The sequence below is a fragment of the Micromonospora sp. LOL_023 genome, assembly GCF_048060115.1.
Taxonomy (GTDB): Bacteria; Actinomycetota; Actinomycetes; order Mycobacteriales; family Micromonosporaceae; genus Micromonospora_E.
On sequence record NZ_JBHMIM010000013.1, the window covers coordinates 43,336 to 57,867 of the forward strand.

The 14,532-nt window shown below is 71.9% G+C and carries 12 protein-coding genes; 6 read left to right on the plus strand and 6 right to left on the minus strand.

Annotated features, from left to right (window positions below):
* Positions 1-40 precede the first annotated feature (40 nt).
* On the plus strand, positions 41-1,246 hold the full coding sequence (locus ACFHVL_RS09415) for a pyridoxal phosphate-dependent aminotransferase (RefSeq protein ID WP_416627037.1): 1,206 nt from the start codon (positions 41-43) through the stop codon (positions 1,244-1,246).
* Positions 1,247-1,272: 26 nt separating this feature from the next.
* Here ACFHVL_RS09415 and glmM read toward each other — a convergent pair whose 3' ends face one another.
* From glmM to ACFHVL_RS09435, 4 genes are all read right to left on the minus strand, one after another.
* Positions 1,273-2,640 carry a phosphoglucosamine mutase gene (gene glmM, locus ACFHVL_RS09420; protein ID WP_416627131.1) on the minus strand — a complete coding sequence of 456 codons (1,368 nt, stop codon included), beginning with the start codon at positions 2,638-2,640 and terminating at the stop codon, positions 1,273-1,275.
* A gap of 151 nt (positions 2,641-2,791) precedes the next feature.
* Positions 2,792-3,331, minus strand: coding sequence for a 30S ribosomal protein S9 (rpsI, locus tag ACFHVL_RS09425; RefSeq protein ID WP_416627038.1), 540 nt, complete (start codon positions 3,329-3,331; stop codon positions 2,792-2,794).
* A gap of 20 nt (positions 3,332-3,351) precedes the next feature.
* On the minus strand, positions 3,352-3,795 hold the full coding sequence (gene rplM / locus ACFHVL_RS09430) for a 50S ribosomal protein L13 (RefSeq protein ID WP_326551372.1): 444 nt from the start codon (positions 3,793-3,795) through the stop codon (positions 3,352-3,354).
* A gap of 312 nt (positions 3,796-4,107) precedes the next feature.
* The gene (locus ACFHVL_RS09435) at positions 4,108-5,541 is read right to left on the minus strand and encodes a nitrate/nitrite transporter (RefSeq protein WP_416627040.1); all 1,434 of its coding nucleotides are present in this window, start codon (positions 5,539-5,541) and stop codon (positions 4,108-4,110) included.
* Positions 5,542-5,803: 262 nt separating this feature from the next.
* On the opposite strand from ACFHVL_RS09435, the gene ACFHVL_RS09440 reads away from it, so the two are divergent.
* The 5 genes from ACFHVL_RS09440 to ACFHVL_RS09460 are packed head-to-tail and all read left to right on the plus strand — an operon-like array spanning position 5,804 to position 13,473.
* A complete protein-coding gene (locus tag ACFHVL_RS09440; RefSeq protein WP_416627041.1) occupies positions 5,804-7,951 on the plus strand; it encodes a molybdopterin oxidoreductase family protein in 2,148 nt (715 codons plus the stop codon).
* Positions 7,948-9,453 carry an FAD-dependent oxidoreductase gene (locus ACFHVL_RS09445; RefSeq protein WP_416627043.1) on the plus strand — a complete coding sequence of 502 codons (1,506 nt, stop codon included), beginning with the start codon at positions 7,948-7,950 and terminating at the stop codon, positions 9,451-9,453. Before ACFHVL_RS09440 ends, ACFHVL_RS09445 begins: the two co-directional genes overlap by 4 nt.
* The gene (gene nirB / locus ACFHVL_RS09450; RefSeq protein WP_416627045.1) at positions 9,450-12,026 is read left to right on the plus strand and encodes a nitrite reductase large subunit NirB; all 2,577 of its coding nucleotides are present in this window, start codon (positions 9,450-9,452) and stop codon (positions 12,024-12,026) included. The genes ACFHVL_RS09445 and nirB overlap by 4 nt, the downstream gene beginning before the upstream one ends.
* The gene (gene nirD / locus ACFHVL_RS09455) at positions 12,023-12,385 is read left to right on the plus strand and encodes a nitrite reductase small subunit NirD (RefSeq protein WP_416627047.1); all 363 of its coding nucleotides are present in this window, start codon (positions 12,023-12,025) and stop codon (positions 12,383-12,385) included. Before nirB ends, nirD begins: the two co-directional genes overlap by 4 nt.
* Positions 12,385-13,473: a uroporphyrinogen-III synthase gene (locus ACFHVL_RS09460; protein ID WP_416627048.1), complete on the plus strand. Its 1,089-nt coding sequence runs from the start codon at positions 12,385-12,387 to the stop codon at positions 13,471-13,473. The genes nirD and ACFHVL_RS09460 overlap by 1 nt, the downstream gene beginning before the upstream one ends.
* Before the next feature lie 75 nt (positions 13,474-13,548).
* Here the strand turns inward: ACFHVL_RS09460 and ACFHVL_RS09465 are convergent, their stop codons facing one another.
* Complete coding sequence (locus ACFHVL_RS09465) at positions 13,549-14,172, minus strand: GTP-binding protein (RefSeq protein WP_326551368.1); 624 nt, start codon at positions 14,170-14,172, stop codon at positions 13,549-13,551.
* Positions 14,153-14,515 (minus strand): DUF742 domain-containing protein, encoded by a 363-nt coding sequence (locus tag ACFHVL_RS09470; protein WP_326551367.1) that lies wholly within the window; start codon positions 14,513-14,515, stop codon positions 14,153-14,155. Before ACFHVL_RS09470 ends, ACFHVL_RS09465 begins: the two co-directional genes overlap by 20 nt.
* Positions 14,516-14,532: the final 17 nt, after the last annotated feature.

The window sequence follows — 14,532 nt, forward strand, 5'->3', positions numbered from 1 at the left end:
GTGCCGTCATTTACTTCGATGCAGCGCTTAAAGTGGCGATGTGGTCACCTCCCCCGATGCCCCCGCCGCCGTTGACCCACTGGTCCATCGAATGCACCCGTTTGGCACGACGATATTCGCCGAGATGTCCGCTCTTGCGGTGCGGACCGGCGCGGTGAACCTCGGTCAGGGGTTTCCGGACACCGATGGACCCACCGCGATGCTGACCGCCGCCGTCCAGGCGTTACGCAACGGGCACAACCAGTACCCGCCCGCTCCCGGAATCCCCGCGCTGCGGACCGCGGTCGCCGGGCACCAACGACGGTTCTGGGGGCTGGACTACGACCCCGACTCGGAGGTGCTGATCACCGCTGGCGCGACCGAGGCGATCGCCGCGTCGATCCTCGCCCTCTGCGAACCCGGCGACGAGGTGATCTGCTTCGAGCCCTACTACGACTCGTACGCCGCGTCGATCGCCCTCGCCGGAGCGGTCCGCCGGCCGGTCACGCTCCGGCCGGACGGCGACGGCCGGTACACCTTCGACCCGGCGGCGTTGCGCGCCGCGTTCGGCCCACGGACCCGCCTGGTGCTGCTCAACTCGCCGCACAACCCGACCGGCAAGGTCTTCACCCCCGCCGAGTTGACCGCCATCGCCGCGCTCTGTCGCGAGCACGACGTCTGGGCGGTCACCGACGAGGTCTACGAGCACCTGGTGTTCACCGACGCGGACGCCCCACACATCCCACTGGCGACCCTGCCCGGTATGCGGGAGCGGACCCTGCGGATCTCGTCGGCCGGCAAGACCTTCTCCTGTACGGGCTGGAAGATCGGCTGGGCGAGCGGGCCGGCCGGGCTGGTCGCCGCGACCGCCCGGGTCAAACAGTTCCTCACCTACGTCAACGGCGCTCCGCTGCAGCCGGCCGTCGCGGTGGCACTGGACCTGCCGGACAGCTACTACATCGGGTTGCGCGAAAGCATGCAGACACAACGCGACCTACTGGTGAGCGGGCTGTCCGCCGCCGGGTTCCGGGTGCTGGTGCCCGAAGGCACCTACTTCGCCACCGCCGACATCAGCGCGCTCGGCGGCACCGACGGGGTCGAGTTCTGCCGATCCCTACCGGAACGCTGCGGTGTGGTCGCCGTACCGACCCAGGTCTTCTACGACGACCCGGACGCCGGCCGGCTGCTGGTCCGCTTCGCCTTCTGCAAACGGCCCGAGGTCCTCACCGAGGCGACCAACCGGATGGCCGCGCTGCGCCACCAGTGACCCCCTGGCGGTGACCCCGCCGGCGGTCAGGACACCGGGCTGGCGGCACGCACGGCGTCGGCGATCCGTTCGGCGACCGCCTGGGCGGTGGCGACGGCCGCCGCTTCGACCATCACCCGGACCAGTGGCTCGGTGCCCGACGGGCGCAGCAGCACCCGGCCGGTGCCGCCGAGCTCCACCTCGGCCTGCTGGGCCGCCGCCCGTACCGCCGGGGCCTCGGCACCGGCGTGCCGGTCGCCGACCGGCACGTTGATCAGCACCTGGGGCAGTTTGGTGACGGTGGCGGCCAGTTCGGCCAGCGACGACCCGGTGGCCGCCATCCGGGACATCAGCTGCAGTCCGGTGAGCAGTCCGTCGCCGGTGGTGGCGTAGGCGGGCAGCACGATGTGACCGCTCTGCTCGCCACCGATGGCGAGCCCGGAGGCCCGCAGCTCCTCCAACACGTACCGGTCGCCGACCTTGGTCTCGATCAGCTTGATGCCTTCCCGGGACATCGCCAGGCGCAGGCCGAGGTTGCTCATCACGGTGGCGACCAGGGTGTCGGCGGTGAGGGTGCCGGCGTCGCGCATGGCCAGCGCGAGAATCGCCATGATCTCGTCGCCGTCCACGTCGGCGCCGTCGGCGGTGACCGCGAGGCACCGGTCGGCGTCGCCGTCGTGGGCCAGGCCCAGGTGGGCACCGTGCTCACGGACCGCGGCCCGGACCACGTCGAGGTGGTTGGAACCGCAGCCGTCGTTGATGTTGAGCCCGTTCGGCTCGGCGTTGATCGCGATGACCTCGGCACCGGCTTCCCGGTAGGCGATCGGCCCGATCTCGGCAGCCGCCCCGTTGGCGCAGTCGACCACGACCCGCAACCCGTCGAGCCGATGACCGACCGCGCTGACCAGGTGGCCGATGTAGTGCTCGGCCCCGTCGAGCAGGTCGTGCACCCGGCCGATCCCGGCCCCGGTGGGCCGCCGCCGGTCGGTGGAACCATCGCCCGAGACCGCCGAACCGACCGCGGCTTCGATTTTCAGCTCCATGTCGTCGGGCAGTTTGTGCCCGCCGGCGGCGAAGAGTTTGATCCCGTTGTCCGGCATCGGGTTGTGCGAGGCGGAGAGCATCACCCCGAAGTCGGCCTTGGTCTCACCGACCAGGAACGCGACGCCGGGGGTCGGCAGTACGCCGACCCGCAGCACGTTCGCGCCGGCGCTGGTCAGCCCGGCGACCACGGCGGCTTCCAGCATCTCGCCGCTGGCTCTCGGATCCCGGCCGACCACGGCGAGCGGCTGATGACCCGGGTCCCGCCCGGCGAGGAGGTGCGCGGCGGCGACGGAGACCGCCATCGCCAACTCGGGTGTCAGGTCTGCGTTGGCCCGCCCGCGTACCCCGTCGGTGCCGAACAGCCGCGCCATACCTGTCACCTTCCGATGGTCCCGCCGACATCGCCGCGATGAAGATACTGCCGATCGGCGGGAGACAACCCTCAACTAAGCCAAAAAGCGACGGACGGCCGGGAACCACCCCGAAAGGTGCAACCCGGCCGTCCGTTCAGCCGTACATCGATTAACGCTTCGAGTACTGCGGAGCCTTGCGGGCCTTCTTCAGGCCGTACTTCTTGCTCTCCTTGACCCGGGCGTCGCGGGTGAGGAAGCCCGCCTTCTTCAGCGCCGGGCGGTCGTCGAGGTCGTTGACGCACAACGCGCGGGCGATACCGAGCCGCAGTGCTCCGGCCTGCCCGGTGATGCCGCCACCGCGCAGGTTGGCGATCACATCGAAGGCCTCGGGCTTCTCGGCGGTGGCCAGCGGCTCGCGGATCAGCTGCTGGTGGACCTTGCTCGGGAAGTACTCCTCGAAGTCGCGGCCGTTGCAGGTGATCCTGCCGGAGCCGGGGATGATCCGGACCCGGACGATGGCCTGCTTGCGCCGGCCCACGGTCTGGATCGGGCGCTCGCCGCGCGGCGAGCGCGCCACGGGGGCGGGCGCCGCGGCCGGGGCGGGCACCTCGTCGGCGACGGCCTGCTCGGTGCCGGTGTCAGCCGCAGCGTCGATCTCGGTCTCGGTCTCGACGACGGCGACCGGGTCGGCCTCGGTGGTGTCGGTCATGCTGTTTCCCTCGCCCGCGCTCACTGCGCGATCTGCTTGATCTCGAACGGCACCGGCAGCTGCGCACCGTGCGGGTGCTCGGCGCCCGCGTAGACCTTGAGCTTGCGGATCAGCTTGTTGCCGAGCTTGTTGTGCGGGAGCATCCCCTTGACAGCCAGCTCGATCGCCCGGTCGGGGCGCTTGGCCAGCAGCTCGTCGTAGCGGACCTGCTTGAGCCCACCCGGGTAACCGGAGTGCCGGTAGGCCACCTTGGTGTGCCGCTTGTTGCCGGTCAACGCCACCTTGCCGGCGTTGACGACGATGACGAAGTCACCGGTGTCGACATGCGGCGCGAACGTGGGCTTGTGCTTGCCGCGCAGCAACGTGGCGGCGTGGGTGGCCAGGCGGCCCAGCACGACATCAGAGGCGTCGATCACATGCCACTGACGCTCGATCTCACCCGGCTTCGGGCTGTACGTACGCACAGGTCTACCTTGTCTCGTCGTCGGTCTGGGGTCGCGCGTCGGTCGTCAGGTAACGCGCGGGCCGTAGGGCGACCCGATGACCGGGCGACCTTGGAGAACGCGCACGCGAACGACAAGCATACCCCGGCTGGCATGCCACCACGCAGCGGGCCCTGCCGCGGACGGTGACTAGCCTGGCGAGGGACGCCCCTCGGCTGTCGCACAACAGCAGGCAACGATACCCGGTGCCCGGCCGAACGGTCAAAACGCCGGTGGGTGCCCTCGCGAGGGCACCCACCGGCGGCCGGACCGACCGCGCCGGGCCGGCGGTGCTCAGACGCCCGGCAGGCGGCTGCCGGGGCGGCGGTACACCCCCCAGGTGACCACCACACAGACCGCGTAGAAGGCGATGAACACCACGTACGCGGCGTCAGCCGTACCGGAGGTGAGGAAGGACTGCCGGAAGGCGATGTTGACCAGGACCCCGCCGAAGGCACCGACCGCACCGGCGATGCCGATCAGCGCGCCGGCCAGCCGGATCGACCGGCGTTCCGCCGCGACCGGGTCGACCCCGGCGGCCACCTGCTCGGCGGCCTTGGCCCGGAAGATCGCCGGGATCATCTTGTACGTCGACCCGTTGCCGATGCCGGAGAAGACGAACAGCGCCATGAACCCGACCAGGTAGAGCGGCAGCGAACGCTCCACCGAGGCGTACCAGACGGTGCCGGCGCCGACCGCCATCGCCACGAAGTTCCAGAACGTCACCCTGGCGCCGCCGAGGCGGTCGGCCAGGTGCCCACCGACCGGCCGGATCAGCGACCCGATCAGCGGGCCGAGAAAGGTCAGGTAGGCCGCGTCGATCGGGGTGGCGAACTGCTCGGCGAACTGAATCTGCAGCACCTGGCCGAAGGCGAACCCGAAGCCGATGAAGGAGCCGAAGGTGCCGATGTACAGGAACGACATGATCCAGGTGTGTGGCGACCGGGTGGCCTCCCGCATCGCGCCGCGCTCGTTGGACGCGGCGCTGAGGTTGTCCATGTACCGGGTCGCGCCGAACGCGGCCAGCACGATCAGCGGCAGATAGACGGCGGGCACCAGCCGCGGGTACGCGGCCCCGACGGTCGCCAGCACGGCCAGCCCGACCAGTTGGACGGCGGGTACGCCGATGTTGCCGCCACCGGCGTTGAGCCCGAGCGCCCAGCCCTTGAGCCGTTGCGGGTAGAAAGCATTGATGTTCGCCATCGACGAGGCGAAGTTGCCGCCGCCGACGCCAGCGAGACAGGCCAGCACCATCAGCGTCGAATAGGAGATGCCGGGCTCCAACAGGATCGTCATCGGCACCGCCGGCAACAGCAGCAGCAGGGCGCTGACGATGGTCCAGTTCCGGCCACCGAAGACCGCCACCGCGAAGGTGTACGGCAGTCGCAACACCGAGCCGACTGCGGCCGGTACGGCGGTGAGCAGAAACTTGCCGGCCGGGTCGATGCCGTACTCGGGCCCCATGAAGAGCACGAGCACCGACCAGAGGCTCCATACCGAAAAGCCGATGTGTTCGGAGACGATCGAGAGGATCAGGTTGCGGCGGGCGATCGGGGCACCGGTGTCGCGCCAGAAGTCAGGGTCCTCCGGACGCCAGTCGTCGATCCACCGGCTGCCCGGGCGGCGCCCCTGCGGCGCGGCCACCGGGACGCCCCCGGGTAGGGCGGCCGGGTCGATGCTGGCGGTGGCGTCCGCCGATGTGCTATCCGTGGTGGTGGCCTGGCTCATGAGCGCTCAGCTCCTCCGCGATCGGTCTACTGCGATCGATGTCGTTGCCAGGAAGCTAGGACGTGCCAGTTTCCGACGGGTTCATCCACGGAGTCGGTCGCGCAACGGAGACCGCACGGCCGCCGGTCACCGATAGTGAGAACCACGTGGTGGGACGGACAGCGCGGGCTAACCCGCTGCGAACGATCCACGTGAGGGGCTCTTAGCAGGCTCGAAACAATCGAGACGTCCCGGCGAAATCGCCCACCGGCACGCTTCGCACATGCCAGGCAGCATGCAGGTGACAATCGGACCGGCGGCCACCCAGCCCGCCCGGACGGTCGCCACGCACTGCCCGTACTGCGCGCTGCAGTGCGGCATGCACCTGCGCGCCGACACCGACGGCACGGTCACGGTGCTGCCCCGGCAGTTTCCCACCAACCAGGGTGGGCTCTGCCAGAAGGGCTGGACCGCCGCCGAACTACTCGACCACCCGGAGCGGCTGACCAGCCCGCTGGTGCGCGACCACCGCGGCGGCGAGCTGCGCCCGGCCAGCTGGGACGAGGCACTCGCGCGGATCGTCGACGACATCACCGGCATCCAGGCCGCGCACGGCCGCGACGCCATCGCCCTGTTCGGTGGCGGTGGGCTGACCAACGAGAAGGCGTACGCGCTGGGCAAGTTCGCCCGGGTCGCGCTGCGCACCCGCAACATCGACTACAACGGACGGTTCTGCATGTCGTCGGCGGCCGCCGCCGGCATCCGCGCCTTCGGCGTCGACCGGGGGCTGCCGTTCCCGATGGCCGACGTCGGCACCGCCGACACCCTGCTGCTGGTCGGCGCGAACGTGGCCGAGACGATGCCGCCGTTCGCGCGCTACCTGACCGAGATGAAGCAGCGCGGCGGTACGTTGATCGTGATCGACCCGCGGCGCACCGCCACCGCCCGCCTGGCCGACCTGCACCTGCAACCCACCCCCGGCACCGACCTGGCGGTGGCCAACGCGCTGCTGCACGTCGCGCTACGCGAAGGCTGGGTCGACCACGACTACGTGGCCGCCCGGACGACCAACTTCGATGCCGTACGGGCCACCGTCGCCGGCTACTGGCCGGCCCGGGTGGAACGGCTCAGCGGCATCCCGATCGCGGACCTGGAGGCGGCGGCCAGGGCCCTGGCCGGCGGTGGGCGACGACCAGCCGGGGCGGCCCCGGCCAGGGTGGTCATACTGACCGCGCGCGGGGCCGAGCAGCACGCCAAGGGCGTCGACACGGTCAGCGCGTACGTCAACCTGGCCCTCGCCCTGGGCCTGCCGGGCCGGCCCGGGTCCGGCTACGGCTGCCTGACCGGGCAGGGCAACGGCCAGGGCGGTCGAGAGCACGGCCAGAAGGCCGACCAGCTGCCCGGCTACCGGCGCATCGACGATCCGGCCGCCCGCGCGCACGTCGCCGGGGTGTGGGGCGTCGACCCGGCCGACCTGCCCGGCCCGGGAGTCTCCGCGTACGAGTTGCTGGACGCGCTCGGCACCCCGGCCGGGCCGAAGGCGTTACTGGTCTTCGGCTCCAACCCGGTGGTCTCCGCGCCGCGCGCCGGCCGGGTCCAGCGCCGGCTGGCCGACCTGGACCTGCTGGTGGTCGCCGACTTCGTGCTGTCGGAGACGGCGGCGATGGCCGACGTGGTGCTGCCCAGCGCCCAGTGGGCCGAGGAGGACGGCACCATGACCAACCTGGAGGGTCGGGTGCTGCGCCGGCACGCGCTGCGTCCGCCACCGGTCGGTGCCCGCACCGACCTGGCGATCCTCGCCGACCTGGCCGCGCGGCTGGGCTGCCCGGCCGGGCAGTTCCCGGCCGATCCGGCGCTGGTCTTCGCCGAGCTGCGACGCGCCTCGGCCGGCGGCGTCGCCGACTACGCCGGGGTGACCTGGGAGCGGATCGACGCCGACGACGGCGTCTTCTGGCCCTGCCCGGATCCACGGCTGCCGGACACCCCACGGATGTTCACCGAGCGCTTCGGCACCCCCGACGGGCGGGCCCGGTTCGTGCCGGTGGAGCACCGACCGGCCGCCGAGGAGATCTGCGCCGACTATCCGCTGTACCTGACCACCGGCCGGGTGCTGGCCCAGTACCAGTCCGGCGCGCAGACCCGGCGGATCGCCCCGCTGCGCGGCGCCGCCCCGGAGGCCTTCGTCGAGCTGCATCCTGACCTGGCCGGTCGGCTCGGCGTGCAGACCGGCGACCAGGTGCGGGTCAGCAGCCGGCGCGGCGAGATGTTCGCCCCGGCCCGGCTCAGCGAGTCGATCCGCCCGGACACCGTCTTCGCCCCGTTCCACTGGGGCGGCGCGGGGCGGATCAACTCGGTCACCAACGACGCGTTGGACCCGACGTCGCGGATGCCCGAGTTCAAGATCTGCGCGGTCCGGGTGGAGCGAGCATGAACCGTATCGTCATCGTCGGCTACGGCATGGCCGGTGCCCGGCTCGCCGCTGAACTGCACGCCCGGCGCGGCGACCTCAAGATCACCGCGTTCGGGGCGGAGCCACACCGAGCGTACAACCGGATCATGCTGTCCAACCTGCTCGCCGGCCGCGCCGACGAGCTGGACGTGACGCTGGCCGAGTCCGCCGGTCACGGCGTCGACGTACGGTCAGGGCTGCCGGTCGTCGCGATCGACCCGGCCACCCGCAGGGTCCACACCGCCGACGGCCTCGCCACCGAGTACGACCACCTGGTGCTGGCCACTGGCAGCCGGGCCGTGGTCCCCGACCTGCCGGGTCTGACCGGTGCCGCCGGCCCGGGTGCCATCGGCCCAGCCAGCGCCGGCCCGACCGCTGGCGCGAAGGTCGACCGGCTGCCCGAACAGATCGCGGTGTTCCGGACCCTCGACGACTGCCGGCGGATCCTCGCCGCCGCGGCCGGTGCGCGCACCGCGCTGGTGCTCGGCGGCGGCCTGCTCGGGCTGGAAGCCGCCCGTGGGCTCGCCGCCCGCGGACTGGACGTACGGGTGGTGCACAAGGGCGGTCAGCTGATGGAGCGCCAGCTCGACGCCACCGCCAGCGCGGTGCTCGCCCGTACCCTGGCCGGCCTCGGCGTCGGCACCGAGCTGGCCGCCGCCGCCGAGTCGGTCACCGCCACCGCCGACGGGGTACGGCTGCGGCTCGGCGACGGCCGGGAGTTGGGCGCCGACCTGCTGGTGCTGGCCTGCGGTGTCCGGCCGGACACCGAGCTGGCCCGGCGGGCCGGGCTACGGACCGGGCGCGGTGTGATGGTCGACGACCGGATGGCCACCAGCGACCCGGGCATCTGGGCGATCGGGGACTGCGCCGAACACGACGGCATCGTCACCGGGCTGGTCGCCCCCGCCTGGGAACAGGCCCGTGTGCTGGCCCGGGTACTGGCCGGCGACGACCCGGGCGCGCGCTACCGGCCACTGCCGACGGTGACCCGGCTCAAGGCCGCCGGCATCGACCTGGCGGCGATGGGCGACACCCGACCGGCTGCCGACGGGCAGACCGAGGAGCTCAGCTTCGCCGACCCGGCCCGGGGCACGTACGCCCGGCTGTTGATCCGCGACGACCGGCTGACCGGGGCGATCATGCTCGGCGACAACCCGGCCGTCGGCACCGTCATCCAACTGTTCGACCGGGGCGGCCCGGTGCCGCCCGACCGCCGCGCCCTGCTGCTCGGCCGGGCGGTCGGCGGCACCGTCGCGGCGCCGGCGACCAGTCCGGCGCTGATGCCGGACGCGGCGACCGTCTGCCAGTGCAACACCGTCAGCAAGGGCGCGCTGGTCCGCTGCTGGCGCTCGGGCGCCCGGTCGGTGTCCGACGTGGTTGCCGCCACCCGGGCCACCACCGGCTGCGGTAGCTGCACCGACGCGGTCAACGGCATCGTCGACTGGCTTTCTTCTGTGGATTCCGACGTGGAGGTACCGGCATGAACCGGTTGGTCGTCATCGGCAACGGCATGGTCGGGCAGCGTCTGGTCGAGGCGGTCCGCTCCCGGGACACCGGCGGCGGATGGCAGGTGACGGTGCTCGCCGAGGAGTCCCGGCCGGCGTACGACCGGGTCCGGCTGTCGGCCTTCTTCGACGGTGTCGGGCCGGACGGGTTGAGCGTGCACACCCCGGACGACGGGGTGGACCTGCGGCTGGCCGAGCCGGCCCGGCGCATCGACCGGGACCGCCGGGTGGTGGTCACCGACCACGGCGAGTACGGCTACGACGCGCTGGTGCTGGCCACCGGCTCGTACCCGTTCGTCCCGCCGATCGACGGCGCACGCCGACCCACCGACGGTGCCAGCGGTGGCGCGCTGCGCGACGGGGTGTTCGTCTACCGGACGTTGGACGATCTGGTTGCCATCCGCGCCTTCGCCACCGATCCGGCCGCCGGCCGGCGGATCGGTACGGTGATCGGCGGCGGCCTGCTCGGCCTGGAAGCCGCCAACGCGCTGCGGCTGCTCGGCCTGCGTACCCACGTGGTGGAGTTCGCGCCCCGGCTGATGCCGGTCCAGGTCGACGAGGCCGGCGGGGCGATGCTGCGTCGCTACGTCGAGGACCTCGGCGTCGACGTGCACCTGGGGACCGCGACGTCGGCGATCCGCACCGGGCCGGACGGCACCCCGCAAGGGGTCACTCTCACCGACGGCACCGCCCTGGACACCGACCTGGTCGTGGTGGCCGCCGGCGTCCGGCCCCGCGACGACCTGGCCCGCGACGCCGGTCTGGCCGTCGGCGAACGCGGCGGGGTGACGGTGGACGCCACCTGCCGGACCAGCGACCCGCGCATCTGGGCGGTCGGCGAATGCGCGGCGGTGAGCGTGGCCGGCGAGCCGGGCCGCTGCTACGGGCTGGTCGCCCCCGGGTACGCGATGGCCGAGGTCGTCGCCGACCGGCTGCTCGGCGGCACCGCGGCCTTCTCCGGCGCGGACACCTCCACCAAGCTCAAGCTGCTCGGCGTGGACGTGGCGTCGTTCGGCGACGCGCACGGCGTCACCGAGAACTGCCTGGACGTCACCTTCACCGACCCGGCCACCCGGGTCTACGCCAAACTGGTGCTCTCCGACGACGCCCGTACCCTGCTCGGCGGGGTGCTGGTCGGCGACGCCACCGCGTACCCGACGTTGCGGGCCAGCGTCGGTGGCGCGCTGCCCGGTCCGCCGCTTGCGTTGCTCGCCCCGGCCGGCGAGGGCGGCGGCACCGGCGCCGGGGTCGCGGCGCTGCCCGGCGGCGCCCAGGTGTGCTCGTGCAACGCGGTCACCAAGGACCAGATCCTCGGGGCGATCGACGACGGCTGCACCGACGTCGCTGGGATCAAGGCGTGCACCCGGGCCGGCACCAGCTGCGGATCCTGCGTACCGATGCTCAAGCAGCTGCTCTCGGTCGCCGGGGTGACCCAGTCCACCGCGCTGTGCGAGCATTTCACGCACAGCCGTCAGGAACTGTTCGACATCATCCGGGTACGCGCCATCCGGACCTTCTCCCAGTTGGTCGCCGAGCACGGCCAGGGCCGGGGCTGCGACATCTGCAAGCCGGTGGTCGCCTCGATCCTCGCGTCGCTGGGCAACGGGTACGTCCTCGACGGCGAGCAGGCCGCCCTGCAGGACACCAACGACCACTTCCTGGCCAACATCCAGCGCGACGGCACCTATTCGGTGGTGCCGCGAATCCCCGGTGGGGAGATCACGCCGGAGAAGTTGATCGTCATTGGCGAGGTGGCCAGGGACTTCAACCTCTACACCAAGATCACCGGTGGGCAGCGGATCGACCTGTTCGGTGCCCGGGTGGAGCAGCTGCCGCAGATCTGGCGGCGGCTGGTCGACGCCGGCTTCGAATCCGGTCACGCGTACGGCAAGGCGCTGCGCACGGTGAAGTCCTGTGTCGGCTCCACCTGGTGCCGCTACGGGGTGCAGGACTCGGTCGGCCTGGCCGTCGCGCTGGAGCTGCGCTACCGCGGCCTGCGCGCTCCACACAAGATCAAGTCAGCGGTCTCCGGCTGTGCCCGCGAATGCGCCGAGGCCCGCAGCAAGGACTTCGGCATCATCGCCACCGACGTCGGCTGGAACCTCTACGTCGGTGGCAACGGCGGCTTCCGCCCCCGGCACGCCGACCTGTTCGCCAGCGACCTGTCCACCGAGGAACTCGTCCACACCATCGACCGGTTCCTAATGTTCTACATCCGCACCGCCGACCGGCTGCAGCGCACCGCCGCCTGGATCGAGGCGATGGACGGCGGACTGGACCACCTGCGATCGGTGATCGTCGACGACTCGCTCGGACTGGCGGCCGAGCTGGACGCGGCGATGGCCCGGCACGTCGAGTCGTACTCCGACGAGTGGCGGGACACGATCGACGACCCGCAGCGGCTGCGCCGCTTCACCTCCTTCGTCAACGCACCCGACACCCCGGATCCGTCGATCAGCTTCGAGGTCGAGCGGGGCCAGCCGGTGCCGGCCCTGGGCGAGCGCCGGCCCGTCGCGCTCGGCCTCCCGACAACCCTGGAGGTACGCCGATGAGTGTGCAGACGATCAACGTCACCGGGCGGTGGACACCGGTGTGCCCGTACCCACGGGTGGAGCCGGAGCGCGGCGTGGCCGCCCTGGTCGACGGCGAGCAGGTTGCGGTCTTCAAGACCTACGGCGGGACGCTGTACGCGATCGGCAACCAGGATCCGGTGGCCGGTGCCTACGTCATGTCCCGGGGTATCGTCGGCACCCGCGGCGAGATCCCCACGGTCGCGTCGCCGCTGCACAAGCAGGTCTACGACCTGCGTACCGGCGAGTGCCTGGACCTGCCGGGCGTCGCCGTGCCGACCTACCAGGTACGCCGCCGGGACGGGCTGATCGAGGTACTCGGTCGGCGGCAGGACCAGTGATGTCCGACGAACTGTCCGGGTTCACCATCGGAGTCACCGCCGACCGGCGGCGCGACGAGCTGGCCGCGCTGCTGGAGCGGCGCGGCGCGCGCGTCGTGCTCGCTCCGGCGCTACGGATCGTGCCGCTGGCCGACGACACCGAGTTGCGCGCCGCCACCCGGGCCTGCCTGGACAATCCGCCGGACGTGCTGGTCGCCAACACCGGCATCGGCATGCGCGGCTGGCTGGAAGCGGCCGAGGGCTGGGGGTTGGCCGAGCCGCTGCGGGCGGTGCTCGCCGGCGCGTACATCGTGACCAGGGGTCCGAAGGCCCGGGGCGCGATCCGCGCCGCCGGGCTGCACGACCAGTGGTCGCCGGCCTCGGAGAGCTGCGAGGAGGTTATCGACCACCTGCGGGCCCGGGGGGTCGGCGGTCAGATCGTCGCGATGCAACTGCACGGCGAGCGGCAGCCGGAGTGTTCCGCCGCGTTGGCGGCGGCCGGCGCCAGCATCATCGAGGTGCCGGTGTACCGGTGGGCGCCACCGACCGATCCAGCGCCGCTGCACCGGCTGGTCGACCTGGTGACCGGGCGACTCGTCGACGCGGTCACCTTCACTTCCGCCCCGGCGGTCGCGGCGCTGCTGCGGGCGGCGGGCACCAACGGTGACGCGGTGCTGGAATCGCTGCGTACGGGCGTGTTGGCTGCCTGCGTCGGCCCGGTGACGGCGGCACCGCTACGCCGGCACGGCGTGCCGGTGATCGCGCCGGGCCGGGCCCGACTCGGCGCCCTGGTGCGCACCATTGTCGACGAGCTGCCCAGACGCGCCGTCAGCCTGAAGGTCGGCGGCCATCTGCTCACCTTGCGTGGGCACGCGGCGGTGATCGACGGAGAGTTGCGGCCGTTGGCGCCGGCACCGATGGCGGTGCTGCGCGCGTTGGCCCAGACTCCCGGTCGGGTGCAGTCCCGGGCGGCCCTGCTGCGGACCCTGCCGCGCGGTGCCGACGAGCACGCGGTCGAAATGGCCGTCGCCCGCCTGCGGGCCGGGCTCGGCGCTCCGGGCGTGATCCAGACCGTGGTCAAGCGCGGCTACCGACTGCCGATCGACTGACCGGGCCAACGACGGATACGCCGCCGGTCGCGCCGGTCAGGGCCGGCACGACCGGGGCCGGCCCTGACCGGCGGGTCAGCCTACCGGGGTCGGAAAGCCCCGCCCGTGCTCGGCGCGCAGCGTCGTCATCGCATGCTCGACCACGTTGACCAGCACATGCTTGGTCGAGTCCCGGCTACGCGCATCGCACATCACCAGCGGCACATGCGGCGAGATGGCCAGCGCCTCCCGGATCTCCTCGACCTCGTAGCGAGGCGAGCCGTCGAACCGGTTGAGCGCGACGAGGTACGGCAGTTGCCGGTTCTCGAAGTAGTCCAGCGGGGCGAAGGCATCGGTGATCCGTCGGGTGTCGACGAGCACCGCCGCGCCCACCGCACCCCGGATGATCTCGTCCCACATGAACCAGAACCGCGTCTGGCCGGGGGTGCCGAACAGGTAGAGAATCAAATCGTCGGCCATGGTGATCCGGCCGAAGTCCATCGCCACCGTGGTGGTCTCCTTGCCGGGCACCTTCGACGGGTCGTCGATGCCGACTCCGGCCGAGGTCATCAGCGCTTCGGTGGTCAGCGGCGTGATCTCGGAGACCGCACCGACCATGGTGGTCTTGCCCACCCCGAAACCGCCCGCAATGACGATCTTCGCGGAGGTGATCCCCTTGCTCTGGCCAGCGCCAGCGCGGTCATAGCCTGCGAAGTCCACTTAGCACCCTCTCAAGAAGTTCCATCCGCTCCTCGTAAGCCTCTACGGGAGCGGCGCTGTGCAACGCCAGCAGGCCATCGGCGACCATGTCGGCAACGAGGACCCGCGCGACGCCCAGCGGCAGCCGGGTGTACGCGGCGATCTCGGCCAGGGACTGGGCACGGTTGTCGCAGATCGTCGCGATCCGATGCTTGTCGTGCCCGGCGAACCGGGACTCGGTGACCGCCGCCGCAGACGCCACCAGCACCGCTTCGAGCGCGATGTACTGGCGTGGCTCGGTGCGTCCCCGGGTGACCGCGTAGGGGCGGACCAGCGCTCCGCGCGGGTCCTGTGGCTGTCCCATCCGGCGGTCACCTCCTC

What these genes read in the sequence shown, in the direction of transcription:
- glmM (WP_416627131.1), bottom strand. Translation starts at nt 2,640, where the DNA reads ATGGCGCGGCTGTTCGGCACCGACGGGGTACGCGGGCGGGCCAACGCA.
- rpsI (WP_416627038.1), bottom strand. Translation starts at nt 3,331, where the DNA reads ATGACCGACACCACCGAGGCCGACCCGGTCGCCGTCGTCGAGACCGAG.
- ACFHVL_RS09435 (WP_416627040.1), bottom strand. Translation starts at nt 5,541, where the DNA reads ATGAGCCAGGCCACCACCACGGATAGCACATCGGCGGACGCCACCGCC.
- ACFHVL_RS09440 (WP_416627041.1), top strand. Translation starts at nt 5,804, where the DNA reads ATGCCAGGCAGCATGCAGGTGACAATCGGACCGGCGGCCACCCAGCCC.
- ACFHVL_RS09445 (WP_416627043.1), top strand. Translation starts at nt 7,948, where the DNA reads ATGAACCGTATCGTCATCGTCGGCTACGGCATGGCCGGTGCCCGGCTC.
- nirB (WP_416627045.1), top strand. Translation starts at nt 9,450, where the DNA reads ATGAACCGGTTGGTCGTCATCGGCAACGGCATGGTCGGGCAGCGTCTG.
- nirD (WP_416627047.1), top strand. Translation starts at nt 12,023, where the DNA reads ATGAGTGTGCAGACGATCAACGTCACCGGGCGGTGGACACCGGTGTGC.
- ACFHVL_RS09460 (WP_416627048.1), top strand. Translation starts at nt 12,385, where the DNA reads ATGTCCGACGAACTGTCCGGGTTCACCATCGGAGTCACCGCCGACCGG.
- ACFHVL_RS09470 (WP_326551367.1), bottom strand. Translation starts at nt 14,515, where the DNA reads ATGGGACAGCCACAGGACCCGCGCGGAGCGCTGGTCCGCCCCTACGCG.